This window comes from Succiniclasticum ruminis DSM 9236, from assembly GCF_900112895.1.
GTDB lineage: Bacteria > Bacillota > Negativicutes > Acidaminococcales > Acidaminococcaceae > Succiniclasticum > Succiniclasticum ruminis.
Window position 1 is genome coordinate 291,357 of the sequence record NZ_FONL01000001.1, and the last position, 26,313, is coordinate 317,669.

A 26,313-nucleotide genomic window follows, 5' to 3' on the forward strand; every position below is an offset into this window, starting at 1 on the left:
GTGCTTCTTGTACTTACCGCTTCATTTCTTTTATTTTTAATTTCTCTTTATATTTCTTTCGCACATCCTGTCTGGCTTTCAGGTACAGTTTGGCATTCTCGTCATCGTGATAATGTTCAACCAGCCACTCAAGACGTTTAACTGTACTTTCAAAATCGAAAGCTTTCAAAACAGAAGGGAGCCGGGGCATTTTATCAAAGTCAACATCAGGCCCGATATTATATCCTTTAATGATCTCCGAATCCCACTCATCTTCCGGAAACATCGCTTTGAATAACGCTTCCATCAGTTCATTGTTCATCATAAACATGGCATCCAGACAATCCTGTTCGTAACCAATCCTGAAATATGCATGAAGCCCTTTCTCTATTTCTTTTCCGGTAAGTTTTCCTCCTTTTTTATCCCCAAGCGCGTAGATTTTATTGACAGCGGGTTCTATGGAATTGCGGCATTCGTCCCGGATGAATAAAGCATTCTTCTCCATTACGTCATACATATAAAATATAGGCTCTAAAAATTCTTTATCATCGGAACACTTTTGAAAATTTTTCCTCCCCTGGTTAATCTCTTTCAGCAACGTTTCAATGATTTCATACTTTTCTTTAAAATTCCATTCCTGCATTGTTTTTACTACCTTCCTTATATAATTTTTAATTATTTTGTGCTGCGCTTCGCACGGCACAAGTGTTAGTTTACGGGTATGTTACAAAAAAGAAAAGCATTTTTCAGTAAAAATTGTGAACAATATTTCACATTTGAGGGGATTTTTGTCTGTTTTCCGCAAAAACGGTGTTTTTTTATAAAAATTGTGAAATATTTGTGAAAATCTATGTGCTGAATCCGGATAATACAAAACACAACTTCTGTTTCATCCATCATCTTGTTTTGCCGGACAAAATACGCTACAATGATTTTGCAGGCGTTCCCTGCAAGGCAGGTCCGTACTGCAACAACAACTTTGTACACTATTTGTTGTTCATTTATGAAAGACTGACATTATGACATTTACAGGAATTATATTATTGGCAGGCTTCCTGATTTTCACCGTGGTGATGGTAATGCGGCTGCTGCCCACACTGCTGGCGCTGCCTTTGCTGGCTGCATGGATCGCATTTGTGGCCGGGATGCCCTTTGTCTCCTGGCTAAACGATGTGCTGCTGGGCGGGGCGCTCCGCCTCGCTTCCCCCATCGCCCTTGTCATCTTCGGCGCCATGTTTGCACGGGTAATTCAAAAAGTCGGAATCTCTGACGCCATTATCAAAAAAGCGGCGGAACTGTCCGGGGACCAGCCCGTTTCCATCGCCTTCCTGCTGACAGCGGCCACGGTTTTTGTTTTTTCCGGTATGAGCGGCCTGGGCCCTGTCATCATGATCGGCTCCATCACCCTTCCCCTTATGACCGGTGTGGGCATTCCGCCTGTCGACGCCGCAGCGCTTTTCCTGCTGGCCATCTGCACAGGGGGTATGGCCAACATTGCGGGGTACGGCACGTATATCGGCATCTTCGGCAGCGAAGCGGCCCTGCAGTATTATCTGCCCGGTGTTGCCATCGCCGCTCTGGTTACCTGCTTCTATATTATTAAAAATATTTCTTCCGGGAATGGCGGAAAAAATACGCTTCCCGCTGCAATTAAAGAAATTTTGTCAGGTATCCTTACTTTGCCAATAACTTTGGTGCAGGCACTGGCAGGCATCTTCACCAGCCATCCCGGCGGTTTGATCCGGAAAAAGAAAGAACTGCCGGCAGCTGCACTGATCGCCCCCATTCTTCCTCTGGCAGTCATCGTGATTCTCCGGCTGACCCACGGTTTCGGTCTCCCCCTGATGGATCAGATCGACCCGGTGGCAGCGGCATTGTTCGGTTTCATCACGGCATCACTGTATGCCACGCTGACCGTTTGTCCCGGAAAGACCGTCAATACACTGACCGGTGCTTTCGTGGAAGGAATCCGGGATGTGGCCGGGGTGCTGTTCCTGTTTATCGGCATCGGCATGCTGATTGCGGCTTCCATACATCCCGCATCCATTGCTATCCTGCAGCCCCTTATCGGGTCCATTCTGCCTTCGGGCCAGAACGGGCTGCTTCTGTTCTTTGCCGTGTTCGCTCCGGCAGCCCTCTACCGGGGCCCTCTTAACATGTACGGCATGGGAGCGGGCATTGCGGCGATCCTCACCGGACTGAGTTTCGTTCCGCCCATCGCGTTGTGCGGCATGTTCATTGCCGTCGGTTACCTGCAGGGGCTGGCCGATCCGACGAATTCCCACAATACCTGGATCGGCGGTTATACCGGCGTGGATACGGATATCATCCTGAAACGGATCCTTCCCTATGCCTGGGTTATGTGCCTTCTGATGCTGGCTTATGTCTGGTTGACGCAGTAAAGGAGGCAGCAACACATGAGAAAGATACGGATTGGCATCGACGTGGGGGGAACCTTCACAGATGCCGTGGCTATTGATAACGAAACCGGCGAAATCATCGCCCGGGAAAAGCTGCCCACTACCCACGCTTCCGGGGAAGGCGTGGCGGAAGGGATCATCACCGTTTTGCAGAACCTCCTGAACCGCAACCGCATCGCGCCGGAAGAAGTGGTTTTTATCGCCCACGGGACGACGCAGGCCACCAACGCATTACTGGAAGGCGATGTGGCTGTGGCCGGCATCCTTGCCATGGGCAGCGGGCTGGAAGCGGCACGGGTAAAGCAGATCAGTAACACGGGTCCTATTCCCCTGGCCAGGGGAAAAGATCTGAAAACGCTTCACGTGTTTGTAAAAACCGCGGACGCGGCGGCAGCCCGGCAGGAAATTTCATCAGCGATTGAAAAGCTGAAAGAAGCCGGCGCCGAAGTCATCGTGGCAACGGAACCTTACAGCGTGGATGATCCGGACAACGAACAGTTCGTGATGGAACTGGCGCGTGAAAAAGGCCTTTACGCAACGGGAGGCCATGAGGTTTCCAAACTCTACGGGCTCCGGGTGCGTACCCGCACTGCCGTCATCAACGGCAGCCTGATTCCCAAAATGATGGAAACCGCCGACATGACCGAGGCCTGTGTAAAACGCTCCGGCATTCCCGCCCCCCTGATGATTATGCGCTGCGATGGCGGCGTAATGAACGTGGACGAAGTGCGGCGTCGCCCGATTCTGACCATGCTGTCGGGGCTGGCCGCCGGCGTTGCAGGCGTATTGATGTACGAGCGGCTTTCGGACGGCATTTTTCTGGAATCCGGAGGAACCTCGACGGATATCTCTGTAGTCAAGGACGGCCGCGTCATGGTGCGGTACGGCGAAGTAGGCGGCCATAAAACCTATCTTTCCTCTCTGGATGTGCGCACCCTGGGTGTGGCAGGCGGCAGCATGATCCGGGTTGAAAACGGAAAAATTACGGATGTGGGACCCCGCAGCGCGCATATCGCCGGCCTGCCCTATGAAGTTTTTTCCGGAAAGCTGGAAAGGCCGGAGCTGAAACTGATTGCTCCCTGCGCTGAGGACGATGAAGTGTATGCAGTCGCGGAAGGCGCAGACGGAAAACGCGTTTCCCTGACACTGGCCGGCGCCGCCAATCTGACGGGCAGCGTCCCGGCAGGGGACTACGCGGATGGTGACCGGGAAAGCGCCCGGATCGCCTGGCAGGCGCTGGGAAATGCGATTGGCTGCACAGCGGAGGAAGCGGCTAAAACAGCCATGGACCTGGCAGCCAGAAAAATCGGCAAACTGGTCAGCAGCCTTATAAAAGAATATGAACTTTCCCCATCGATCCTCTGCCTGGCAGGGGGAGGCGGAAGCGCCGGCGTGATTGTTCCGTATCTGGGAAACTCTCTGAATCTGCGCTGGAAAATCGTGAAGAACGCGCCCATCATTTCAACCATCGGGGTAGCGATGGCCATGGTGCGGGAAGTTGTGGAACGTACCGTGGTCAATCCCACCGAAGAAGATATCCGTTCCATCCGTCACACTGCCATGGAACAGGTATTACGGGCCGGCGCCCGGGAAGCCACGGTTGAGATTTCCATTGAAATTGATAAAAAGACCAGCACCCTCCGGGCTGTTGCCATGGGCGCTACGGAACTCCGTAAAAGCGAACGTATTGCCAACGCGCCGGACGCGGAGGAATTGCGTTCCATTGCCGCCCGCTCTATGGAACTTTCGGAAGAAAGTGTAACCGGGGCGGCAACTGCGGGCAAGTGGCATGTTTTTGACGGGCCGTACACAGAAAAACTGTTCGGCCTTTTTCCCGTACAGAAACACAAGGTCCGCGTACTGGACCGTAATGGTATCATTTGCCTCCGGCGGGAAGGCCTGGGAGCGGTTGTCACTTCCAGGGACAACCTGCGCGAGGATCTTCGGTTACTGCTGGAAGACACAACAGAGTTCGGCACGACAGGCGGGCAGCTGCCGGGTTTATTCGCGTATTACGGGGAAAAGCAGCTAGATCTTTCCGGCCTTGCCAGCCCTGAACAGGTTTTTGCCGTGCTGGAAATCGAACTGGCTGATGTACCGGACAACGAAACGATTGTAATACTGGCTGTGCGGTAACGATAATTATTTTTTATATCCGCAAAAAAACTATTGACATTTTCTTACTATTGCGCTATTATAAACAAGTACTCACTCCGGGATGGTGTAATGGTAGCACAGGAGATTCTGGATCTTCTTGTCTGGGTTCGAGCCCTAGTCCCGGAGCCATTTTTTTATCTGAAAAATTTTGCTGACGTGCTTTTCACTTCCGGCAGATTTGTAGTATAATAGTTACGTAATCTCACGGCGCCATGGTCAAGAGGTCAAGACGTCGCCCTCTCAAGGCGAAATCATGGGTTCAATTCCCATTGGCGCTGCCATATAAAAAGCAACTCCGTTACCCGGTAAGGGTAACGGAGTTTTTTGTTTTTATTTTTTTGGATTTTCGTTTTTGATTTTCGTTTTATTTTTGTTTTTTGCCAACGTTTTGCTTTTCGTTTTTATTGTTGTTGCTTCAGCAACTCTGCTGGTTATTCCCCAAGGTCACATCCATGCTGCCGCTGCGGAAACCCGCCAGGTCCAGCGTCACATAATTGTAGCCCAGCTCCTTTAGCCGCGCGATGATTTTGTTGCGGGTGTTTACCTGCGCCAGCAGGGTAATCTGGGACGGTTCCACCTCAATGCGGGCCAGCGTACCGTAAGTACGCACCCGGATATGGGTAAAGCCAAGTTTTGTCAGAAACTCTTCCGCCTGTTCGATTCGCGCCAGTTTTTCCGGCGTAATGGACTCGCCGTACTGGATGCGGGTCGCGAGACAGGAATAAGACGGTTTGGATGCCGTAAACAAGCCCATTTCCCGGCTCAGTTTGCGAATCTCCGCTTTGCTCAGGCCGGCTTCCTGCAGAGGACTCCGGATCCCCAGTTCCGACAGCGCTTTTGCACCCGGGCGGTAGGCTTTTACATCGTCCGCATTGCTGCCGTCCACCACATTGGTAAAGCCCTCTTCTGCCACATACGTCTGAATCGCGCTGAAGATTGCCTTTTTACAATAATAGCAGCGTTCCGGCCCGTTGGCCACGAATTCGGGAATGCTCATCTGGTCAAAGTCCAGATAGCGGTGTTTCACACCCATGCGCTGGGCAAAGCGCCGGGCATCGTCCTTCTCATGTTCCGCATAGCTTATGGAAGAAGCGGTCACGGCTATCAGCTTGACGTGATACATCCGCGCAGCCACTGCCAGAAGGAGAGAAGAATCCACGCCTCCGCTGAAAGCAACAGCCACATTTCCCATTTGCTCTAAAATCTGTTCCAGTTTTTTTCGTTTATTTTCCAGTTCATTCATTAGAAAACCTCGCGAATTCCTACAGAATATTTCTTAATTCTTATCCTATCAGTTTTTCCGATTCGGGAACTCTTTAATGCCAAACTTCATGCAACTCATTTTAAAATGCTCTTCAGGAAGCTCTTCAGCCGCTCGTTCTTCGGATTCCCGAAAATTTCCTCCGGTACTCCCTGTTCCTGGATGTACCCGTCTGCCATGAATAAAACTTTCGTCGCCACTTCCCGTGCAAACCCCATCTCGTGGGTCACCACCACCATGGTCATGTGATCTTCCGCCAGGTTGCGCATGGTCTTCAGCACTTCGCCGGTCAGTTCCGGATCCAGCGAAGAGGTCGGTTCATCGAACAGCATGATATCCGGCTTCATGCAGAGGGCGCGGGCAATGGCCACCCGCTGTTGCTGCCCGCCGGAAAGGCGCAGCGGATACTGATCCCGTTTTTCCAGAAGCCCGACTTTCTCCAGCAGCGCTTCCGCTTCCTTCTGCACTTCCGCAGGATTCCGCTTCTGCACATGTACCGGCGCTTCCATCAGGTTTTCCAGCACCGTCATGTGTGGGAACAGATTGAACTGCTGGAACACCATGCCCATCCGGCAGGCAATCCTGGACGAATTGTCAGCGTAGCGCACGTTGCCATTTTCGTCCGTACTCACCAGAGTCTCGCCATCAATAATAATGGTTCCCCCATTGATAGTCTCCAGCTTGTTCAGGCAGCGGAGAAAGGTGCTCTTGCCGCCGCCGGACGGTCCGATGATAGCGACAACTTCTCCTTCATCCACCGTCATGTCAATGCTTTTCAGCACTTCCAGGTCATCAAATTTTTTGCAAATGCTCTTTGCTTCTATCTTACGCATAATGTATTCAGTCCCATCTTGCAAAATGTTTTTCCAGTTTGTTAAATCCGTAAGTAAGAATCATGCTCATCACCAGATAAAACACCGCGGCAACTACGAAAGGCATGATGTTGAAGTCCCGCTGTACCAGGTTCCGGGTGGTGCGCAGCAGGTCGTTCATGGCCAGCACGTAGATTAATGAGGTATCCTTTACCAGGGTAATGGTCTCGTTGCTTACCGGCGGCAGGATGATTTTGAATACCTGGGGAAGGATGATCCGCTTCATGGTCTGCACATAGTTCATGCCCAGGGTTTTCGCCGCTTCATACTGTCCTTTGGGGATCGCCTGGATACCGGCCCGGAAAATTTCGCAGAAGTACGCGCCGTAATTCAGTACAAAGGCCAGCACCGCAGCGGGAAAATCGTCCAGGCGGATGCCGATGACCGGTATAAAAGGCAGGCCGAAATACACGAACAGCAGCTGCAACATCAAAGGCGTGCCCCGCAGCACATACACGTATGCCGCAACAACGTCGCGCAACAGTTTAAAAGACGATACCCTGCAGAAGGCAAGAAGGATGCCCAGCGGGATCGCCAGCACGATGGTAATAAAGAAAAGCCGTAAGGTATCTACGGTCCCCATCAGCATCTGGGGGATAATCGAAATAATATAGTCCATAAAACACTCCGTTAATCAGGAAAGCACCGATTAAATCACTTTATGCGGCTGAACCGGATACATCAGTGTTTCTTTTAATACAAACAAAGGCCGGTGGCATAAACCATCGGCCTTGTTGTTATCCCTGGGTAATATAACCGGCTGTCCATCTTTCCATGCATATTCCATGCACAGCTGTAACACATACCGCACAGGCCGGCCTGCCGCTGCCGACGGATTATTTTTTATCCTCGTAGCGGGTGATGTCCGTACCGAACCACTGCATAGAAATCTTCTTGCAGGTTCCGTCTTTCTTCATTTCGTCCAGGATCTTGTCGATGCGTGCCGCAAATTCCTTATCGTCCTTGCGGAAGCCAACGCCTACAACTTCTTTGCCCAGGTCTTCCTTCAGCACTTTGTACTTGCCGGGAGCCTTCTTCATGTAGTAACGGACCAGGATTTCGTCAACCACCAACGCGTCCAGACGGCCGGAGTCGATGTCCAGGAATGCTGCCGCGAAGTCAGGATATTTTTTGTATTCTTTCAGGCCTTTGCGCATATCGGCATACTTGCCGTCCAGCAGATAGCTGCCGGTGGAATCGTCCTGCACGCCTACGGCTTTGCCCTTCAGGTCAGCGAGGGTTTCGATTTTGGAAGCAACCGGAACGGCTACAACCTGGCAGTTGTTAATGTAGGGTTTGGAGAACTGGATCACTTTTTCACGTTCCGGGTTGATAGTGAAGCAGTTCCAGATGGCGTCGATACGTTTGCCGTTCAGCTCGGCTTCCTTGGCGCTCCAGTCAATGGGTTTGAAGGTAACTTCCATGCCCGCGCGTTTGCAGGCTTCTCTTGCCAGATCGATGTCGAAGCCGACGATTTCATTCTTTTCGTTGCGGAACCCCATGGGAGCAAAATTGTCATCCAGACCGATGACCATCTTTTTCGGGCCGCTGCTGCCGCAGCCCACTACCAGAAGCATCATTAAAACTGAAAACAGTACAAGACAGATTTTTTTCACGATGGAAAACCCCTTCCTTTTATTGTTGGTACGTTAATTATACTTTATCTTGCTAAATTTGTAAAGAGATAAAACAAAACCCGCCATTGCACGAAAATAAAATCCATTAACGAATCTTTCCACGTTACCCGGCATCCCGCTCACTTAATTCCAGCCAGCGTTCCGTCAGCGCTTCCAGTTCCTTTTCCACCCGGTTCAAGTCGTCTGATAATTGCGCTATTTTTTCATAATCATTGCCGGCCAGGGAAATTTCCCGGGCAATCATTTTGCTTTCCGCTTCTTTTCCCGCTATGGCTTCCTCCAGCTTTTCCAGTTCAACCTTTTCACTGAACGTGAGGCCGGAGGATTTGTTTCCACTGATTCCTTTTCCCGGTTCGTCTGCTTCAGACCGTTCTCCTTTTACATCGTCACCGGAACCGGCAGGCCGGTTCTTCTCCGCAGTTTTCTTTTTGTTCAGCGAAGTTTTCTGCAGCGTTTCGCCAAATCCTTTCATTTCTTCCTGCTCCAGCGCCTCCAGCTGCCTGCTTCTTTCATAATCGCTGTAGCCGCCGGGGTACTGCCGCAGCACACCGCCTGCCTCAACGGCAAAGATCCGTCTGGCAAAACGGTCCAGGAAGTACCGGTCATGGGACACAGCAATCACAGCCCCCGCAAAGGTATCCAGATACTCTTCCAGTACCGACAGCGTGGGGATATCCAGGTCATTGGTAGGTTCGTCCAGCAGCAGCACGTTCGGCGCTTCCATCAGAATGCGCAGCAGGTACAGCCTCCGCTGTTCCCCTCCGCTGAGTTTGCTGATAGGCACCCACTGCAGTTCCGGCGGGAACAGGAACCGTTCCAGCATCATGGCCGCGCTGATATAGGTCCCGTCTGCCGCCAGCACATAATTGCCTGCGTCCCGTATGTATTCCAGCACACGCTCCCTGGTGTCGGGGAATTCACTGTGCTGGGAAAAATAGCCAATCTTTACCGTCTGCCCGATGGTTACCGTACCGCTGTCCGGCTGCAGGCGTCCTGCAATGATATCCATCAGGGTGGTCTTCCCCACACCGTTGGGACCGATGATTCCCACCCGGTCATCCCGCAGCAGGATATAACTGAAGTCGTGGATGTATTCAATCCCGTCATAAAAACAGGATACGTGTTCCAGTTCCACGACCGTCTTGCCAAGGCGGGTCGCCGCGGAAGTGATCTCCAGTTCCTGCCGGTTCACCTTTTCTTTGGCAGCCGCTTCGATTTCCGCAAACCGTTCCACCCGGTCCTTCTTTTTCGTACGGCGGGCTTCCGCGCCCCGGCTGATCCAGGCAAGCTCCCGCCGGTAAATATTCTGCAGCTTACGGGCCGCCGCGCTTTCCAGTTCCCTCCGCTCCGCTCTTTTTTGCAGGAAGCCGCTGTAGTTGGCGGTGTACAGATAGGCAGTGCCGTTATCCAGTTCCAGCGTGCGGTTGATGACGCGGTCGAAGAAATACCGGTCGTGGGTCACCATCAGCAGCGCGCCTTTACGTTTCTGTAACTGTCCCTCCAGCCAGGCAACGGTTTCATTGTCCATGTGGTTCGTGGGCTCATCCAGAATCAGCAGATCGGAGGGACGCACCAGCACGCCGGCCAGGGCTACCCGCTTGCGCTGCCCGCCGGACAGGGTCTTCATCTTCTGATTGAAATCCGTAATCCCCAAACGGTTTAATACAGCCTTTGCCTCGCTTTCCAGCTGCCAGGCAAAATTCTGGTCCATCTGCTGTTGCAGTTCCAGCAGTGTCCGCTGCACCGCCGCATCATCCGGATGCAGCGCCGTTTCATCTAACACGGTTTCATAGCTCCGCAGCAGTTTCATCATGGGAGAATCGCCCCGGAAAATCTGCTCGATCACCGTGGCATCCGGTTCAAAAGGAGGGTCCTGCGGCAGATACTCAATCACGCAGGTACCATTCGGGATAATCTTTCCCGGCTCGCCCGTTTCCGGGTCCCTGCCCCCGTCCATTTCCGCAATATGCCGCAACAATGTGGATTTACCGGTGCCGTTGATGCCGATGAGGCCGATTTTATCTCCGGTTTCAATATTGAAATTTACATTTTTAAAAAGTGTCCGTTCCCCGTAACTGTGGGCAAGGTTTTCAATAGAAAGAAGCAACATAAGTCCGCCTTTTATAAAAGAAGCCTGCTGTATTGCAAGCAGGCTGATACTATATTACGCCGGAAACTGTATAACACCTGTCAGAAAATACTTATTATTCAAACCGGCCTTTCATTAATATTTTTCCGTTGAGCATCGCCGTCCTGCCTTTGGCAAACAGGCTGTTGATATCCAGATTCTCATCCAACACCAGCAGATCCGCATCCGCGCCCGGGGCAATGCAGCCCTTTATGCCTTCTTTGGCGATCATCTTTGCAGGCGTTGAGGTAAGCATTTTGATAACTTCTTCCAGCGGCATACCCATTTCCACCAGCAGTTTGACCGTCCTGTGCAGGTATTTGGGCGATGCATAGGTGTAACCGATGCACTCGCCGCAGCTGTCAAATTTGGGCTGGCTGCCAAACGCATCGGAAGACATGGTCACATGATCCGTGGTGACCCCGTCCATGTGCAACAGGTCATAAAGCAGTTTCGCACTGTTTACGACTTCTTTTTCATCTGATCCTGCCGTGCAGTCCATGTAACCGCCCATGCGAACCAGACGCGCGCCGTCTTCAATCAGTTCGGGACAGCGCAGCATGTGGGTAGGAAGAAAATGTTTCGGCGGAAGATCGCTGTTTTCCAGCGCGTCGAACAACGGATTCAGCCGGCCTTTTCCGCTGCCCATGTGCATGGTCACCAGACCTGCGGTGCCGCTGATCATGCCGGCCCGCCGAGCCTCTACGCCTAACGCGATCAGATCGTCCCCGTCAGGATTGGAACTGCGGTGATCGGAAACGGCTACTTTCACGCCGATCATGGGAGTGAGCATAACGATATCTTTTTCTACACTGCCCAGCAGGGTTTTGGGCGGATACATATAACTGCTGGTCAGCGTGTACACGGTCATTCCTTCTTCGGTCAGCGCCCGCGCTTTGGCTACCAGCGCTTCAATGCTGCGGGTAATACCGTCTGTACCCAGCAGACCTATACAGGTGGTGATGCCGTTTTGGAAGAAAATGCTCAGACAGGAAGCGGGCACGCTGGAAGAAAAACCCTGTTCCCCGCCACCGCCGCAGATATGCACATGCATATCGATATAACCGGGCAACAGTTTTTTCCCGGCCAGGTCAAACACTTCCACATCCGGCAGCCCCTCATAACCGGCAATATTGTCTTCGATACGGCAAATCTTATCGCCAACCACCAGCACATCTTTTTTCCCCAGGAACGCAGGAGCATATACTTGCGCATTCTTTAACAGTTTGATCATTATTTTTTCCTCCTTGTAACTGAACAAATAAATCAATTTGCCTGTACCTTGCTTTATTGATTTAATTATATCATACATTCGTTAATAGCCGAAAGGACATAACACAGCTTTTCCTTTTCGTTTTGTGTTACTGTTAAAATTTTACAAAACTATTATAACAAGATAATTTCTGTAACAACAGTTACATATTTTTTTTGCCGATTTAATCTGACACAAAGGGTGCTGTTAATTCATTAATAACAATGATATAATATTATAACCGGCAACCGTTGTTGACAACAGTTATTGTCCGACAGGCAGGAGCGGATCTTTTCTTCAGTTGTTTCTGCATACCGGTAAAAAAAGAGTAAGGAGGAATCTCATTATGGACGAGAAAAAACCCGTTCCGAAACAGGAGGAAGAAGTCAAGTGGTACAGTTATGTTGCGCTGCTGTTCGCCATCATTTTCTTCTCCGGAATTCTGGCTACCAGCAAAGAATGGTACAGTGTGTGTGACTTCACCGTCTTGAACGGTACGTTCGGCAAAATTGCCGCTGCCAACGGCAAGATGCTGACCTTCCGCGGTGCCGGCGGCAACGGTGCCCAGGACGGCTTTGCCTTTGCGCTGTCCCTGTTACCGGCTGTCATTTTTGCTCTGGCCGTAGTCAATGTTGTTGAAGGCTTAGGCGGCTTGAAAGCAGCACAGAAACTATTATCCCCGCTGCTGCGCCCCCTGCTTGGCATCCCCGGTGCCTGCGGTCTGGGCATGATCGCCAGCTATCAGAGTACCGATGCCGGCGCAGGCATGATCAAAGCCATGTACAACGAAGGAATCATCAACGAAGATGAAAAAACCATCTTTGCCATGTACCAGTTCTCCGGCGACGGCACTATCACCAATTTCTTCTCATCCGGTGCCGCGCTGTTCAGCGTGCTGGTCACCCCCATCATCCTTCCCTTTGGCCTGATTATGATTTTTAAATTCTTCGGTGCCAACCTGATGCGCATGTATATCAAATACGAACACAAAAAGAACGGTGCGAAGGAGGCGGCATGATGGCTGAACAGGAAAAGAAGAAAAACATTATTGACTTGTTTATCGAAGGCTGCCGCAAAGGCTGGGATACCGGCATCCGCAACATGATGCCTAACGTTATCATGGCTTTTGTAATTATCAAAGCATTGAACGTAACAGGTCTGTTAAAAATTTTAGGTTCCGTATTTGCGCCGATTATGGCCCTGTGGGGGCTGCCGGGCGAAGCGATAACCGTCCTCGTATCCTCTTTCATGTCCATGGGCGGCGGTATCGGCGCCGCAGCTGGTCTGCTGGGTTCCAATGTGTTAAGCCCGAAAGACATCACCGTCCTTATGCCGGCTATTTACCTGATGGGCTCCCTGATCCAGTATCTGGGTCGCTGCCTGGGTACCGCGGAAGTTAATTCCAAATACTACGGCATTATGGTAGGCATTGCGGTCTTAAACGCACTGCTGGCCATGTGGGTGATGAAGCTGTTGGTTGTTATGTACTGATTTTAATAAGCTGTTTTATAAGTTGAGCATTTTGTATTTTATGCTCAACTTATTTTCCTCTTAGTAACAAACACATGGTATATGATGAATGCGTTTTCATAACGTTTTAAGGAACGATGGCTGACAGCAAAAGAATGGAGGCGAACATGACAACCTACAACATCGAACAATACATGAAAGATCTGGAGTATCTGGTCAATATTGACTGTAACGCGCAGAATTTTGCCGGAATTGATAAAGTCGCAGATTACCTGGCAAAAGATTTTATCGGCCCCATGTGGCGGGTAAAACGGGTTGACTGCGGTCCGGACTGCGCCAAACCACTGGTCATCACCAACACGGATGACACCAATTACGACGTAACCCTCTGCTGCCATATGGATACCGTCTTCCCTGACGGCACCGTAGCTGTACGTCCTTTCTCTGTGAAAGGCGACCGCGCCTACGGGCCCGGTGTCAGCGACATGAAATGCTGCTGCCTCCAGGCCACCCATGTCTTAAAAGCCATGGAAGCCGCCGGAAGCCTGAGGAATCTAAAGGTCTGCCTGGCCTTTAACTCGGAAGAAGAAATCGGCAGCACACACGTCCTGTCCTGGTTCCAGGAACTGGGTTCCCACAGCAAATACTGCCTGGTACTGGAAGCGGCCCGGGCCAACGGCGCGCGGGTTCTGGAACGTAAAGGCGTGTGCCATTATCAGGTAAAGCTGAAAGGCCGTGCAGCTCATGCGGGCAACGCGCCACAGGACGGCCGCAGCGCTATCAACGAAATGGCTTACTGGATCCTGCAGCTGGCTGCCCTTACCAACTTTGAAACCGGCATGACGGTAAACACCGGTGTAGTAAAAGGCGGCAGCGGTTACAACAGCGTAGCCGCGGATGCGTTCATGGATATTGACCTGCGGGTGGTGGACAAGGCTCAGATTTCCATTATGGAAGATGCCTTTGCCAAACTGCAGGAGCATGCCAAAGCGGCAGAAATCGAAACAGAGATTATCGTTGTTTCGAGCATGCCTCCCATGGCCAGTACGCCGGAAACAGCGGGTCTGGTAGAAATTATCGACAACGCCAGCCGCGAATTCGGTCTTTCCACCGAATGGGTCAAAGCCGGTGGCGGCAGCGACGGGAACCATATGGCCGGCGCAGGTGCAACCACAGTTGACGGCATCGGTCCTACCGGCGCAGGCGGACACAGCGAGGCGGAATATCTGGAACTGAAGTCCGTGGAACCTTCCCTGCACTGCCTGGAAAAGATTTTGCTGGATTTACAAGCTAAACTATATAAATAACATTACTGTTTCAGGACAAAGCAAAAGGCAACTCTCCATTGAGAGCTGCCTTTTTTTATGGGTTCATCCCAACATTTTTTTGTTTTTTATCCTAAAATCTTTTTAATCACTCTGCAGTGGATGCTTACTCCGTTTTCCAGATATTTGGGATCGAAATGCATATCCTGATGATGCAGGCCCGGTTCCGCGCCCACACCCAGGCCGACGAAACCGACCTTCAGGTGCGGAAGATTTACCGGGAAGCAGAAGAAGTCTTCCCCTCCGGACGTATTAAAGGCCGGAATAATATTCTCTTCTCCCACAACTTCCGCGACGCTTTCCCGTACAACTTTCGCAAACCCTGGTTCAAACCCTTCCGCAGCCGGGAAATCCGTGTAGAATTCAAACTCTTCCGCTTTGGCTCCCACAGCCGCGGCTCCGTTTTCAATAGCCCGTATGACCTTTTCGCGCATCTCTTTCATGGTAGGGTTATCCTGTGCGCGCATATCAAACGTTATATCCGCGAACTCAGGGACTGAATTAAACACACCGGAATCCGCATGGAAACGGGTACATTTTACGCTAAAGGGAATCCGCGGGTCCATATGGATGGCGTTTACCGCCGCAATGGCACAGGTTGACGCGTCAATGGGATTGATGCCCAAATGGGGCCTGGCGCCGTGTGACTGTTTGCCTTTGATACGCGCCCGGAACTGGCAGCCGGCCGAATAACGCATCTCGCAGATAGCGCCCCCCGCCGGGCATTCCTGTGTGGGACGCACATGCATTCCCAACAGGTAATCCACATCGCCCAAAACACCGCTTTCCAAAATTTTAAGGGCGCCGGCGCCCAGTTCTTCCGCTGGCTGGAACACTGCTTTAAAACGGCCTTTTTTTATTATTCCCGAAGCCAGTGCTTCTTCCGCCGCTGCCAGCAGCATGGAACTGTGGGCATCATGACCGCAGGTATGACGGAATTCTTTCTTTCCGTTGATGATATGGGTCAGAGCGTCCATATCCGCCCGGATACCGAATACCGGGCCCGGCACACCGCTGTCATATTCAGCCACAAGACCCGTGGTCCCGGCAAGGTTCCGGGTTACCTTAAACCCCGCCGCAGCCAGTTTTTCTGCCAGATAAGCCGAAGTTTTTACCTCTTCGAAACCCGGTTCCGGAATCGAATGGAGATACTGATAATGAGTTAAGACGTTAGACATACATTCATCTCCCCTCTGATAGTATCGTTTTATTTACTGTACTGCAAACAGGTCATTTCATCACAGATTCCGCTCCAATTATTTTTTCCCGTAGCAGTACCAGAAAATGAAACTGACAGCAAGCCCACCTAAAATATTGCCAATGGTAACAGGCAGCAGATTTCCCATGAAGAAACTTCCCCAGGTTACGTTTGCGAGGTTGACTCCCGCTTTCACCGCCAGCGCCTGATAAGCCGGGTTCGACGCGGCAAAAATGCCTGCCGGCACATAATACATATTGGCAATGCTGTGTTCAAAGCCGCAGATGACGAAGAAGGCCACCGGCATATAGGCGCCAATGAAACGCCCTATCGTATCTTTAGAACCCAGGCTTATCAGTACGCCAACCGTCACCAGCACGTTACAGAAAAAGCCCAGGCCCACCGCGGTCATAAACGGCAGGGAACTTTTGGCAGCAGCGACTTTCATGGTTGAAACGGCAAAGCCGCCGCCGGACAAATTCAGGCAGCCTAAAAACGCCATTCCCGCTGCTACCAGAAGGGCGCCGCAGAAATTACCGATATATACCCAGAACCAGTTCCGCAGCATGGAAGCGAAACCTGTTTTTCCTTCAAACACGGAAATGTTGATCAACACATTCCCAGTAAATAATTCTGCGCCTGTCAGAATGACCATGGCCAAACCAAAGGGGAACAACAGGCCGCTGACCATCTTTGCCAGTCCTGCATTCGGGATGGCATGGGACGCGGTACTTGCAGTCGCACCGCCCATGGCAATCAGGAAGCCGGCCAGGATTCCCAGCAAAAGCATTTTGCCGACCGGCAATGACGCTTTTTTCACGCCGGCCTCGGCATAATTCTCCGTAAATTCAGCAGGGGTAAACAGGTTCATTTAACTTCATCCTCTTTTTTACAGTTTGTCAAAGGTATCCGTTACAATTTTCCAGACTTTCTTGCGGTTGATCTTCTGTACGATGTGGGCCTTTTGGGATCCTTCCGGTCCCGGTCCCGCAAAGGCCAGTGTCTCGCCGTAAGACAGGGAATAGGTATCATTTACGTCGACCGGCATAAACACTTCTTCGGTAACGATGGACGGATCCAACACATAAGACGCGGCCAGAACGTCCCAGATATAGTTCTCGAATTTGTGATCATTCCGGAACAGCGGGGTCTGGTAATGGTTTTCCCACATATGTTTAAAGACCGGATTTTTCACCCGTTTTTCCAGATCCAGGAAGTTCTTGTAATTAATTCTTTCATTTTCGCATACATCCAGAGGGAAGAAAGTCTGTTTCGGCCAGGCTCCGCGATATTCTTTCTTCGCGGATTCCGGATCCAGCCAGACATTAAATTCCGCAGTGGGCATTACATTGCCTGCATGCAGGAAAGCCCCAGCCATATACACTATTTCCTTCGCCAGCGGGGCGATAGACGGATCTTTTTCCAGGGCTTTGGCAATATTCCCGCCGGTGCCGATACCTACAATCGTTACTTTATGAGGATTCTCCTTAATGGTACGGATGATAAAGTCGCTGGGGTCTTCCGCCTTCGGTTCAACGGTAGGTTCGCTATTGTACCGTTCCCGGTATGTTTCCTGCCAGGAAGCAGGACGGGGATAACCTGCCGCACCAAGATGGCTGTCATGACCGCGGCCCCACAGTTTCTTTTCCGCTTTTATGTTTTCGATACGGCCGGGACGGGCCGGAGTATTGTTGCCTGCGAACACCGGTATGTCAGTCCTGCCAATGCCTTCCAGATGACGGATCGTGCTGGCCACACCGTCTTCTACCCAGCTGTTACCAATGACAACCGTTACGCCTTTTAAATCAACTTTGGGAGACTTGGCCAAAATCAGCAAGGCCACACCGTCGTCAAACAGGTCCACCATATCTGCATCCAGAATAACAGGGATTTTTTCTGGCGCCTGCGCCACTGGTGCTTTTGCCGCGGAAGCAGTCACGGTCATAGCTGTAACACCCAACAGAGCCGCAACGCAAGTCGTCTGCAATAAACGTTTCCAGATTTTCATAAGAAGCCTCCCTTCGGATTTCAGGAATATGTTTTCAGACTTTTATAAAAAAGTACATCCTTTTAAAAATATTATACACTAAAAATGAATATGGCGCATTACCATTTTATAAAGAAAGCGAAGGTACATGTAACGTGATGCTGGCAGGAAAAGACATCACGTTATCATACAAATTTCCATTTCGTTTACCAGTGATACTTCTCCCCTTTACTGATCTTAAACGCCCGGTAGATTTGTTCCACCAGCAGCACGCGAATCATCTGGTGGGTAAAAGTCAGTCTGGAAAAAGACCAGCGGAAGTCTGCCTTTTTCCGCAACGCATCCGTATAGCCGAACGCGCCGCCGATGACAAAAGTAATATGGCTGACGCCCTGCAACGCCAGCGCATCCATTTTTTCCGCCAGTTCCGGACTGGTGATCTGTTTTCCCTGCAAGTCCAGCAGCACCACATAGGAATGTTCCGGAATCACAGCCAGCAGCCGCCGGGTTTCTTTTTCCAATACCTGCTCCCGTTCTGCTTCCGAAGGTTCCTGCGGCATTTTTTCTTCGTTGATGCTGACAATTTCCAGTTTACAGAACGGCTGCAGCCGTTTCACATATTCGTCCATGGCGGCCGTCAGATATTTTTCCTTCAGTTTGCCTACACAGGCAATAGTAATTCTCATATTATCTGCCTTTTATAACGCATGTTACTGTTAAAAAAGCCGCCCGTTACGAGCGGCTTTTTGCTTTTTTAACAAAATATGTTTTCCCGGTAAAAGTTGTAAGGATTACCCGGAATTACATATTTTCCCGTCAGTCTAGTTTCTCGGATACTCCTGCAGAACAACAGCCAGCGTCATCTGGTTTTCGTTCCGCAGTACCGTAATGTTCACCTGGTCACCTACCTGATGTTTTGCGATTTCATCCCGCAGTGCAGCAACGGTCTGCACCTTCACGCCGTTGAACTCGGTGATGATATCGCCGGTACGGGCGCCTGCCCTGGCCAGCGGACCGCCTTTGGACAGCTTCATGATAAACAGGCCGCCATGCAGGTCCATATCGAAACCGTACTGTTTGGCGATTTGCGCGTCAATCAGGGATGCGCCTACATAGGGATGGGCTACCCGGCCTTTGGAGGCCAGTTCCTTGATAATGGGTTTTACGTTATTGATGGGAATGGCAAAGCCGATGCCTTCCACATTGGATACTGCAATCTTAGCGCTATTGATGCCAATGATCTCGCCGTCTGCGTTCACCAGCGCGCCGCCGGAGTTACCCGGGTTAATCGCCGCGTCGGTCTGGAACAGGGTGAATTTCTTTTCACCGATTTCCACGGAACGGTTCAGCGCGGAGATAATACCCACCGTTACGCTGCCCCGGAATTCCATGCCCAGCGGGTTGCCGATGGCAATGGCCGGCTCGCCTACCTGTACCGTGGAAGAATCACCGAATTCCGCTACGGGCAGATTATCCAGATCAATTTTAACCACAGCCAGATCGGTGGCCGCGTCGGTGCCCAGCACCTTACCCTGTGCGCTGCGCCCATCGGCCAGGCTGACGATAATTTCGGAGGCGCCGTCCACCACATGGTTATTAGTCACGATCAGGCCGGATTTATCATAAATCACACCGGAGCCGTAACCCCGTTCCGCCAGCTGTACACGGTTAAAGAAATCGCGCACATAGGCTTTGTTGGTAATACCCACCACGGTGGGCCCAACCTTTCTGGCAGCCTGCACGATGGGCGTATTCCGGGCGCCGGACATCTTTTTGTCGATTTCTTCCGCTTTCTTTTCCTGCTGTTGCTGAGGCGTAGCCGGTTCTGTCGCCTGCGCCGCCGGTTTCTTCGTTTCCGGAGCGACCGCGTTGCCTTTAGCACCGCCGCAACCGCCCAGCAGCATGCTCATTGCCAGCAGCAGGCTTACGGTTACACTGCCTGCCTTATTCAAAAATGTTCTGCTCATGATAATCCTCCCATTCTTTATTTTTCACCACTTCGTCCTGTGAAGTGACATAGAACTGAATGTTTGCTTTCGGGTGTTGTTGCATAACGATGCTGCGTACCGTGTTCAGTGCCAGATCCGGCGTATTGTTTTCCTGACTGAGATGGGCAAGGAAAACCTGCCCGGGCAGCGTCTGCAATGTTGCCAGCAGATGACCTGCTGTTTCGTTGGCCAAATGTCCCCGTGTCCCCAGTATACGTTTCTGAAGCGGCGGCGGATAGCGTCCGTTTTTCAGAAGGATGGGATCATGATTGGATTCAATCACCAGTACTTCCGCGCCTTCCAGCTCACGCTTAACTACATCGCTGACATATCCCGTATCGGTTACATACCCGAATACATGGCCTTTGCTACGGAACAGATATCCGGCGGGTTCCAGCGCATCGTGGGATACGGAAAAACTGCGTACCTGCAGCCCGCCTAACGTGATTTCCGTCTGGGGCGCAAGAACCTGGCGGTTACACAGTTTCAGGTCCAGCCGGGGAAGCGTCTGTCTGATTCCCTGCCAGGTTCCCCTGCTTGCATAAATGGGTACCGGATATTTTTTCGCAAAGGTCTCCAGTCCCTTTACATGGTCGATGTGTTCATGGGTGATGAATACCGCGTCCAGATTTTCCGGATGGAGTCCCAGCTTCTGCATGCCCTGCGCAATACGGCGGCAGGATATGCCTGCGTCCACCAGCACTATGCCGCATTCACAACGCATTACCGTCGCGTTTCCTTTGCTGCCGCTGGCCAGCACCGCCACCTGGAAACCACTCATGCCCGGGCCTCTTCTTCCACAAGCCCGACCCCGGCGCTGCATCCTAACCGTTCCGCCCCGGCTTTCAGCATGGCTTTGGCCGTCGCGTAATCCCGGATTCCTCCCGCAGCTTTTACCCGCAGGCCCAGCTGTTTTGCTTCCGCAGATAACAGAGCCACGTCCTCTACTGTTGCGCCGCCTTTGCTAAAGCCCGTGCTGGTCTTCACAAACGCCGCTCCGGCCTGAGCAATCATCCTGCAGGCACGGATTTTTTCTTCTTCATTTAACAGGCACGCTTCAATAATAACTTTGACAGGCGCTTCGCCTGCCGCGGTTACGACCTGACGGATGTCTTCCACAACATAGGCATTGTCCCGGCCTTTCAGCGCGCCCACGTTGATGACCATATCAATCTCATCGGCGCCGTTCCGTACTGCCCGGCGGGTTGCCTCCGCTTTCACCTCCGGCTCATCGCAGCCTAAAGGGAAACCTACAACAGAAACAATCTTCACTTCCGTTCCGGCCAGCAGATGTTTCGCCAGCGGAACAAAACAGGGGTTGACGCAGACGCCCAGAAAATTATGAGTACGGGCTTCCTGACATAATCTGATAATATCTGCCGTCGTTGCTTCCGGTTTCAGCAGGGTATGTTCTATATATTGTTCAATCATGGGTATACCGGTTCCTCCTGAAAAAATCGCTTGTTCTTTAAAAATAATTTTATCGTATCTTTTTCCCTTTGACAAGTGCTATAATAGACAGGAAGCGTCTGCTTCCAACAGTTTTTTCCGGAACACGGACGGTATACCTGTCTGCTCCGGAAGGCACCGTCCGTGCCGCCTTAATTGTTATCAGAAAGGCCTTGCATTACATGGAAAAAATCGTATCATTATTAGCCAAAGAATTGAATATCCGGCCGGCCCAGGCAGAAGCCGCGCTGCAATTGCTGGACGACGGCAACACGGTTCCTTTTATCGCCCGGTACCGGAAAGAAGCTACCGGTTCACTGGATGAAGAACAGATCCGCAACCTGGAGGCCCGGGCTCAGTATATTCGTAATCTGGACACGCGCCGGGAAGAGATTTTAAACTCCATCCGGGAGCAGGAAAAGCTGACGCCAGAACTGGAACAGCAGATTATGGCAGCGGAAAAGATGCAGGTTCTGGAAGATCTGTATCTCCCCTACCGGCCCAAAAAACGCACCCGCGCCCAGATTGCCCGTGAAAAAGGACTGGAACCCCTTGCCAGTTATATTGTGCTGCAGGCCGATACGCCGAAAAGCCTGTCTGAGCTGGCAACTCCTTTTATCAATGCGGAAAAAGGCGTGGAAACGGAAAGCGACGCCTGGAAAGGCGCCCAGGATATCGTAGCGGAAACTATTTCCGACAGGGCCGATGTACGCGCTCTAATCCGCCGTGTGCTGTGGCAGAACGCCCAGCTGGCTTCCGTGCTGTCCACCGATGAAACCACGGGCAAAGATTTCCTCATGTACAAAGAATACAGCGAGCCGGTCCGCCTGTTGCCGCCTCACCGCACGTTAGCACTGAACCGGGGCGAAAAGCTGAAATACCTGAAACTCTCATTAAATTACCCGGAAGAAAACATGTTGGCGGAGCTGCACCGCTTCCTGAAAATCAAAAGCGGGAACCGGTTTTCCGAAATGTATGCCGAAGCCTGCGCCGATGCTTACAAGCGGCTGATTTTCCCTTCCATTGAAAGGGAAATCCGCAATGAACTGACAGAGAAAGCGGAAAAGCAGGCTATCAATGTATTCTCTGTCAACCTGCGGCAGCTGTTGTTGCAGCAACCCATCGCAGGACACACGGTCATCGGACTGGATCCCGGTTACCGTACCGGCTGCAAGACCGCGGTCATCGATCCCCAGGGCAAGGTCCTGGCCACCGATACCCTGTACATCATCGGCAGCCAGCGCCAGCAGGACGACGCGGAAGCGCGTTTTGTGAAACTGGTCAAAGAGTTTGGTGTTACCCTCGTCACCATTGGCAACGGGACAGCTTCTTTTGAAACAGAAGAATTCACGGCCAAAATGATAGAAAAGCATAAACTGAATCTGTCGTATCTGATTGTCAGCGAGGCAGGCGCCTCCGTATACTCCGCCTCCCCGCTGGCTAAAGAAGAATTGCCTGACCTGAACGTGTCCCTGCGGGGTGCCGTATCCATTGCCCGCCGCATCCAGGACCCGCTGGCCGAACTGGTTAAAATCGAGCCGAAAGCCATCGGCGTAGGCCAGTACCAGCACGATGTAAACCAGAAAGAACTGGGCAACGCCCTGGGCGACGTAGTGGAAAGCTGCGTAAACCACGTAGGCGTGGAACTGAACACCGCATCCCCGGCTCTGTTAAGTTATGTAGCCGGCGTCAGCAGTACTGTGGCCAAAAACATTATTGCTTACCGCAATGAAAACGGACGCTTCCGCAACCGCAAAGAGTTATTAAAGGTACCCCGTTTAGGCCCTGCCGCCTTTACCCAGTGCGCCGGCTTCCTGCGCATCGCCAACGGCAGCAATCCGCTGGACAACACCCCGGTCCATCCCGAAAGCTATGAACTGACAGAGAAAATTCTGGCAGAACTGGGCTGCAAAAAAGAAAACAGCGGCAGCCCTGCCGTACAGTTAGCCGCCGCCAAAGCGGACCCGAAACGGATTGCGGAACACCTGCAGGCAGGACTTCCCACCGTAACCGATATCCTCCAGGCCCTGGCCAAACCGGGCCGGGATCCCCGGGAAGATTCCCCTGCGCCCCTGAGCCGAAAGAACGTGACCAAACTCAGCGACCTGCAGATCGGTTCCATTGTCAAGGGAACCATCCGCAACGTAGTGGACTTTGGCTGCTTCGTAGACATCGGGCTGAAGATAAACGGGTTGATCCACCGTTCGGAACTTTCCAACCGCCGTTTCAAACACCCGCTGGATGTCGTCTCCACCGGGGATATTGTAGACGTGATGATTATCAGCATCGACGAAGCCCGGGGGCGTATCGGGCTTTCTTTAAAGAAAGTTCCCGAAAATAAGAACAAATAAAAATACGTTAAAGAAAAATAACGGCGGGCAAGTTCTTGCCCGCCGTTATTTTTTTAACGTTCAATTTTTGCGCGAAAAAAAAGCCCTTGCGAGAAGGGCCAAATGAGGGGCTGTTTGATTGTACATATACTATAGCACAAAAGGAAGGATACTTCAAGCCATAACCCTCAAGGTTTGCACTACTGGTGTAGAATTCAGAAAAAGTACTCTCCAATGAAAACTTTGGGACGTTTTTTATTACAAACGTTCACGGGATGTGGACACATATGATTCTGTTTTTTATTTAGCTGAATTTTTATATTCCTGCTCCAGCTTTTTGGTATTCTCATTAAATTTTTCTGATATTTTAACGCCCTGCATATCCGCCATCTTCTGACGCATCTTAGGAATATCCGGAATCCAGTAACTGATACCGTCAATATATTCCGGTTCACCCGGAACCATGGACATCTTCAGCCCATCCTTTTCCACCATGTCACGCATTACATTGCCCAGTTCCACCATTTCTTTCAGGGAAAGATCTGTCTTGACCATAGACATGATCTGTTTGGAAACGCCGGGTATTTTGGCAATGATATTCTTCGACGCTATATGGCGGTACAAAGCCATCAAAAATTTCTGCTGCCTGCGGATGCGTCCGATATCGCCTTCTTCATCGCGGTAACGGACGTACTGCATGGCAGTTTTTCCATCCATATGCTGCATTCCGGGTCTCAAATCGATTTCAAATCCGTCATAGGGATCGTAATAATACATGCGTTTTTCCACGTTGATATCCACGCCGCCCACAGCATCTACCAGACCTTTAAATCCCCGAAAATCCACAAGGACATAGTTATCGAGCTTGATCCCCAGAAAGTCCTGTACGGTCTCCCGGGTAAGTTTCTGGCCGCCATAGGCAAAGGCGGCATTGATTTTATCCCAGCCGTGCCCTTTAATTTTTACCCGCGTATCCCGGGGGACAGAGAGCAGGGCTGCATTTTTTTTGCTTTTATCCAGCATGACGACAAACAGGGTATCGCTGCGCCCCACGTCGTCCTTACGGATATCGCAGCCCATCACTACAATATTCTTTTTGCCGGAAAGCAGATCCAGCCGTTCGAGACTGTCGAACAGGGAGAAATCGCTCAGGAATCCCACAATCAATAATATTATAAGAAAAAAAATTTTACGCAAAGTCTGCTAACCCCTTTCCGAATCTGTCAAGGAAGCTGTGTAAAATAGCCGCGGTCATACCCCATATCACCTTATCCCCATACTGGTAAAAGTAAATTTCATACTCCTGATGGAAATCCTTGTGGGGATCCAGATGGGGTACCAGTTCAAAGGGAAAATCATCCTTACGGGTGACCTGAATGTGGGCCGTACCGATACGGGGCTTATTTTCCAGGAACCAGGAAAGCGGAACCGCGAACAGTTCCGCAACTTCATCTTTGTTAAAATTCCATGTTTTATGCACGGCGTCACCGGATAAGACACCGTCCGCCGGATTCCAGATACCCACAAAAGGATACACCATAAAACCGTTATGGGCCGCAAAAAAATCCAGCGTACCGCAAAGCCGGATATCCCCATAAGGGATACCCAGTTCCTCGGAAGCTTCCCTTACCGCCGCCGCCGCGAAATTCCGGTCACTGTTTTCCCTGCGGCCGCCCGGGAAACAAATATCGCCTGGCTGCCACCCCAGTCTGGAGGACCGGACCTCAAACAGAAGCTCCGGGCCTTTCCGGCCGGGAAGCAACAACAGGAGAACCGACGCCGTCCGCATCACTACCCCCGTCTTATCCAGACGAGGCCGGCGGGCACTGGTCTCCTGTTGGATCCATGCAGCGATTGCATGCAAATTTTTCATTGTCAATACCTGTTTATTTTACAAACAAATCCCACACAATAACTGCCGCCGCTCCGGGGATGCCAAAGAAACCGGCAATCAGAGCCTTGATAATGGTAATGTTGATCGTCACGCCAAACAGCGTACCGCCCAGCAGGTTCGCTAACCACAGCATAATGGCCCCAATGATTCCGTTCCATACCAGTTTGAAGGGAAGCGCCAACAGTTTGACAATGATATACAATATGATTACGCCAACCGCCAATGAGCCAAGTGAAGCTAAAATTTCCATGCTTTCCTCCTGTTTTTAATTCATAAATCTAATTCAAATAATACCAAAAATCTCAGGGAAACACTGATTGCACTATAATTCCTCTTCTCTGCCCCTTCACAAAATCACATTCATCCCGTGATGCGGGTCCGGTTTTCCAGGGCCTTGGCAAGCGTCACTTCATCTGCATATTCCAGGTCTCCGCCCATGGGCAGACCCCGGGCGATACGGCTCACAACCACAGGCTGATGCTTTAGCAACTGCGCCAGATAAGCCGCTGTTGCTTCTCCTTCCACATTGCTGTTCGTGGCAAGGATTACTTCTTTCACGTCCCCGCTGCCAAGCCGGGACAGCAATTCCTTAATCCGGAGTTCTTCCGGCCCAATGCCATCCAGTGGAGACAGGCATCCATGCAGCACATGGTAAACACCTGTATAGCCACGGCTCCGTTCCATAGCCATGGCGTCCTGGGGCTGTTCTACCACGCAGATCATACTATGATCACGCTTCTCATCCCTGCAAATTTCGCATTCGTCACTATCCGTCAGGTTAAAGCACTCCCTGCAGAAACGGATGTTCCGTTTCGCCTGCAGCAACGTTTCCGCCAGACGGCGCACATCCTCTTCCGGCATATCGATGATGTGGTACGCCAGACGGAGAGCAGATTTATTGCCAAGCCCGGGAAGACGCCGGAACTGATCATACACACTGTTCAGGGGTTTTATCAAGCCAGCCAT

General features: G+C 51.3%; 24 protein-coding genes and 2 tRNA genes. 8 read left to right on the forward strand and 18 right to left on the reverse strand.

Going from position 1 to position 26,313, the window contains the following annotated elements; genetic code table 11:
- Positions 1-13: 13 nt before the first annotated feature.
- A complete protein-coding gene (locus BM159_RS01370; protein WP_093912461.1) occupies positions 14-622 on the reverse strand; it encodes a hypothetical protein in 609 nt (202 codons plus the stop codon).
- A 376-nt stretch (positions 623-998) separates the two neighbouring features.
- On the opposite strand from BM159_RS01370, the gene BM159_RS01380 reads away from it, so the two are divergent.
- From BM159_RS01380 to BM159_RS01395, 4 genes are all read left to right on the forward strand, one after another.
- Positions 999-2,381 carry a transporter gene (locus BM159_RS01380; protein ID WP_093912463.1) on the forward strand — a complete coding sequence of 461 codons (1,383 nt, stop codon included), beginning with the start codon at positions 999-1,001 and terminating at the stop codon, positions 2,379-2,381.
- A 15-nt stretch (positions 2,382-2,396) separates the two neighbouring features.
- Positions 2,397-4,535 carry a hydantoinase/oxoprolinase family protein gene (locus BM159_RS01385; RefSeq protein ID WP_093912464.1) on the forward strand — a complete coding sequence of 713 codons (2,139 nt, stop codon included), beginning with the start codon at positions 2,397-2,399 and terminating at the stop codon, positions 4,533-4,535.
- 76 nt (positions 4,536-4,611) lie between these two features.
- A tRNA-Gln gene (locus tag BM159_RS01390) sits at positions 4,612-4,685 on the forward strand.
- Positions 4,686-4,762: 77 nt separating this feature from the next.
- A tRNA-Glu gene (locus tag BM159_RS01395) sits at positions 4,763-4,837 on the forward strand.
- 134 nt (positions 4,838-4,971) lie between these two features.
- On the opposite strand, the gene larE is transcribed toward BM159_RS01395, so the two are convergent.
- The 6 genes from larE to iadA all read right to left on the reverse strand — a co-directional run bounded on the left by larE (position 4,972) and on the right by iadA (position 11,688).
- Positions 4,972-5,799: an ATP-dependent sacrificial sulfur transferase LarE gene (gene larE, locus BM159_RS01400; protein WP_093912465.1), complete on the reverse strand. Its 828-nt coding sequence runs from the start codon at positions 5,797-5,799 to the stop codon at positions 4,972-4,974.
- A gap of 95 nt (positions 5,800-5,894) precedes the next feature.
- On the reverse strand, positions 5,895-6,650 hold the full coding sequence (locus tag BM159_RS01405) for an amino acid ABC transporter ATP-binding protein (protein WP_093912466.1): 756 nt from the start codon (positions 6,648-6,650) through the stop codon (positions 5,895-5,897).
- 7 nt (positions 6,651-6,657) lie between these two features.
- Entirely contained in the window at positions 6,658-7,308 is a 651-nt protein-coding gene (locus BM159_RS01410; protein ID WP_093912467.1) for an amino acid ABC transporter permease, read from the reverse strand.
- Between the two features lie 217 nt (positions 7,309-7,525).
- Positions 7,526-8,308 carry a transporter substrate-binding domain-containing protein gene (locus BM159_RS01415; RefSeq protein ID WP_093912468.1) on the reverse strand — a complete coding sequence of 261 codons (783 nt, stop codon included), beginning with the start codon at positions 8,306-8,308 and terminating at the stop codon, positions 7,526-7,528.
- A gap of 121 nt (positions 8,309-8,429) precedes the next feature.
- Complete coding sequence (locus BM159_RS01420) at positions 8,430-10,436, reverse strand: ABC-F family ATP-binding cassette domain-containing protein (protein WP_093912469.1); 2,007 nt, start codon at positions 10,434-10,436, stop codon at positions 8,430-8,432.
- A 94-nt stretch (positions 10,437-10,530) separates the two neighbouring features.
- Positions 10,531-11,688 carry a beta-aspartyl-peptidase gene (iadA, locus tag BM159_RS01425; protein WP_093912470.1) on the reverse strand — a complete coding sequence of 386 codons (1,158 nt, stop codon included), beginning with the start codon at positions 11,686-11,688 and terminating at the stop codon, positions 10,531-10,533.
- Between the two features lie 364 nt (positions 11,689-12,052).
- Between iadA and BM159_RS01430 the strand changes: the two genes are divergently transcribed.
- The 3 genes from BM159_RS01430 (at position 12,053) to BM159_RS01440 (ending at position 14,483) form a co-directional block, all read left to right on the forward strand.
- Positions 12,053-12,724, forward strand: a complete 672-nt coding sequence (locus BM159_RS01430) for a nucleoside recognition domain-containing protein (protein WP_093912471.1) — start codon at positions 12,053-12,055, stop codon at positions 12,722-12,724.
- Positions 12,721-13,197, forward strand: a complete 477-nt coding sequence (locus BM159_RS01435; RefSeq protein ID WP_093912472.1) for a YjiG family protein — start codon at positions 12,721-12,723, stop codon at positions 13,195-13,197. Before BM159_RS01430 ends, BM159_RS01435 begins: the two co-directional genes overlap by 4 nt.
- A gap of 146 nt (positions 13,198-13,343) precedes the next feature.
- Entirely contained in the window at positions 13,344-14,483 is a 1,140-nt protein-coding gene (locus tag BM159_RS01440) for a M20 family metallopeptidase (protein WP_177205840.1), read from the forward strand.
- Positions 14,484-14,569: 86 nt separating this feature from the next.
- Here the strand turns inward: BM159_RS01440 and BM159_RS01445 are convergent, their stop codons facing one another.
- The 7 genes from BM159_RS01445 to deoC all read right to left on the reverse strand — a co-directional run bounded on the left by BM159_RS01445 (position 14,570) and on the right by deoC (position 21,105).
- A complete protein-coding gene (locus BM159_RS01445) occupies positions 14,570-15,679 on the reverse strand; it encodes an amidohydrolase (RefSeq protein ID WP_093912474.1) in 1,110 nt (369 codons plus the stop codon).
- A 78-nt stretch (positions 15,680-15,757) separates the two neighbouring features.
- Positions 15,758-16,570 (reverse strand): formate/nitrite transporter family protein, encoded by an 813-nt coding sequence (locus tag BM159_RS01450; protein WP_093912475.1) that lies wholly within the window; start codon positions 16,568-16,570, stop codon positions 15,758-15,760.
- An 18-nt stretch (positions 16,571-16,588) separates the two neighbouring features.
- Entirely contained in the window at positions 16,589-17,707 is a 1,119-nt protein-coding gene (locus BM159_RS01455; RefSeq protein WP_093912476.1) for a nucleoside hydrolase, read from the reverse strand.
- Between the two features lie 185 nt (positions 17,708-17,892).
- Complete coding sequence (rlmH, locus tag BM159_RS01460) at positions 17,893-18,372, reverse strand: 23S rRNA (pseudouridine(1915)-N(3))-methyltransferase RlmH (RefSeq protein WP_093912477.1); 480 nt, start codon at positions 18,370-18,372, stop codon at positions 17,893-17,895.
- 135 nt (positions 18,373-18,507) lie between these two features.
- Positions 18,508-19,653, reverse strand: coding sequence for a S1C family serine protease (locus BM159_RS01465; RefSeq protein ID WP_093912478.1), 1,146 nt, complete (start codon positions 19,651-19,653; stop codon positions 18,508-18,510).
- Entirely contained in the window at positions 19,631-20,455 is an 825-nt protein-coding gene (locus tag BM159_RS01470) for an MBL fold metallo-hydrolase (protein ID WP_177205841.1), read from the reverse strand. The genes BM159_RS01465 and BM159_RS01470 overlap by 23 nt, the downstream gene beginning before the upstream one ends.
- Positions 20,452-21,105 carry a deoxyribose-phosphate aldolase gene (deoC, locus tag BM159_RS01475; protein WP_093912480.1) on the reverse strand — a complete coding sequence of 218 codons (654 nt, stop codon included), beginning with the start codon at positions 21,103-21,105 and terminating at the stop codon, positions 20,452-20,454. Before deoC ends, BM159_RS01470 begins: the two co-directional genes overlap by 4 nt.
- Before the next feature lie 200 nt (positions 21,106-21,305).
- Here deoC and BM159_RS01480 point away from each other — a divergent pair, with 200 nt between their 5' ends.
- The gene (locus BM159_RS01480) at positions 21,306-23,474 is read left to right on the forward strand and encodes a Tex family protein (protein ID WP_093912481.1); all 2,169 of its coding nucleotides are present in this window, start codon (positions 21,306-21,308) and stop codon (positions 23,472-23,474) included.
- A gap of 279 nt (positions 23,475-23,753) precedes the next feature.
- Here the strand turns inward: BM159_RS01480 and BM159_RS01485 are convergent, their stop codons facing one another.
- The 4 genes from BM159_RS01485 to recR form a co-directional block, all read right to left on the reverse strand.
- A complete protein-coding gene (locus BM159_RS01485; protein WP_218149468.1) occupies positions 23,754-24,650 on the reverse strand; it encodes an LCP family protein in 897 nt (298 codons plus the stop codon).
- A complete protein-coding gene (locus BM159_RS01490) occupies positions 24,643-25,326 on the reverse strand; it encodes an NUDIX hydrolase (protein WP_093912482.1) in 684 nt (227 codons plus the stop codon). The genes BM159_RS01485 and BM159_RS01490 overlap by 8 nt, the downstream gene beginning before the upstream one ends.
- A gap of 13 nt (positions 25,327-25,339) precedes the next feature.
- Complete coding sequence (locus BM159_RS01495; RefSeq protein WP_093912483.1) at positions 25,340-25,597, reverse strand: pro-sigmaK processing inhibitor BofA family protein; 258 nt, start codon at positions 25,595-25,597, stop codon at positions 25,340-25,342.
- A gap of 110 nt (positions 25,598-25,707) precedes the next feature.
- Positions 25,708-26,313, reverse strand: a complete 606-nt coding sequence (recR, locus tag BM159_RS01500; RefSeq protein WP_093912484.1) for a recombination mediator RecR — start codon at positions 26,311-26,313, stop codon at positions 25,708-25,710.

Coding starts and splice junctions, on each gene's coding strand:
- BM159_RS01435 (WP_093912472.1), top strand. CDS start 12,721: ATGATGGCTGAACAGGAAAAGAAGAAAAACATTATTGACTTGTTTATC.
- BM159_RS01455 (WP_093912476.1), bottom strand. CDS start 17,707: ATGAAAATCTGGAAACGTTTATTGCAGACGACTTGCGTTGCGGCTCTG.
- BM159_RS01405 (WP_093912466.1), bottom strand. CDS start 6,650: ATGCGTAAGATAGAAGCAAAGAGCATTTGCAAAAAATTTGATGACCTG.
- BM159_RS01490 (WP_093912482.1), bottom strand. CDS start 25,326: ATGAAAAATTTGCATGCAATCGCTGCATGGATCCAACAGGAGACCAGT.
- BM159_RS01430 (WP_093912471.1), top strand. CDS start 12,053: ATGGACGAGAAAAAACCCGTTCCGAAACAGGAGGAAGAAGTCAAGTGG.
- BM159_RS01420 (WP_093912469.1), bottom strand. CDS start 10,436: ATGTTGCTTCTTTCTATTGAAAACCTTGCCCACAGTTACGGGGAACGG.
- iadA (WP_093912470.1), bottom strand. CDS start 11,688: ATGATCAAACTGTTAAAGAATGCGCAAGTATATGCTCCTGCGTTCCTG.
- BM159_RS01480 (WP_093912481.1), top strand. CDS start 21,306: ATGGAAAAAATCGTATCATTATTAGCCAAAGAATTGAATATCCGGCCG.
- BM159_RS01380 (WP_093912463.1), top strand. CDS start 999: ATGACATTTACAGGAATTATATTATTGGCAGGCTTCCTGATTTTCACC.
- BM159_RS01440 (WP_177205840.1), top strand. CDS start 13,344: ATGACAACCTACAACATCGAACAATACATGAAAGATCTGGAGTATCTG.
- BM159_RS01370 (WP_093912461.1), bottom strand. CDS start 622: ATGCAGGAATGGAATTTTAAAGAAAAGTATGAAATCATTGAAACGTTG.
- BM159_RS01450 (WP_093912475.1), bottom strand. CDS start 16,570: ATGAACCTGTTTACCCCTGCTGAATTTACGGAGAATTATGCCGAGGCC.
- BM159_RS01465 (WP_093912478.1), bottom strand. CDS start 19,653: ATGAGCAGAACATTTTTGAATAAGGCAGGCAGTGTAACCGTAAGCCTG.
- deoC (WP_093912480.1), bottom strand. CDS start 21,105: ATGATTGAACAATATATAGAACATACCCTGCTGAAACCGGAAGCAACG.
- BM159_RS01410 (WP_093912467.1), bottom strand. CDS start 7,308: ATGGACTATATTATTTCGATTATCCCCCAGATGCTGATGGGGACCGTA.
- recR (WP_093912484.1), bottom strand. CDS start 26,313: ATGGCTGGCTTGATAAAACCCCTGAACAGTGTGTATGATCAGTTCCGG.
- BM159_RS01445 (WP_093912474.1), bottom strand. CDS start 15,679: ATGTCTAACGTCTTAACTCATTATCAGTATCTCCATTCGATTCCGGAA.
- BM159_RS01495 (WP_093912483.1), bottom strand. CDS start 25,597: ATGGAAATTTTAGCTTCACTTGGCTCATTGGCGGTTGGCGTAATCATA.
- BM159_RS01470 (WP_177205841.1), bottom strand. CDS start 20,455: ATGAGTGGTTTCCAGGTGGCGGTGCTGGCCAGCGGCAGCAAAGGAAAC.
- rlmH (WP_093912477.1), bottom strand. CDS start 18,372: ATGAGAATTACTATTGCCTGTGTAGGCAAACTGAAGGAAAAATATCTG.
- BM159_RS01385 (WP_093912464.1), top strand. CDS start 2,397: ATGAGAAAGATACGGATTGGCATCGACGTGGGGGGAACCTTCACAGAT.
- larE (WP_093912465.1), bottom strand. CDS start 5,799: ATGAATGAACTGGAAAATAAACGAAAAAAACTGGAACAGATTTTAGAG.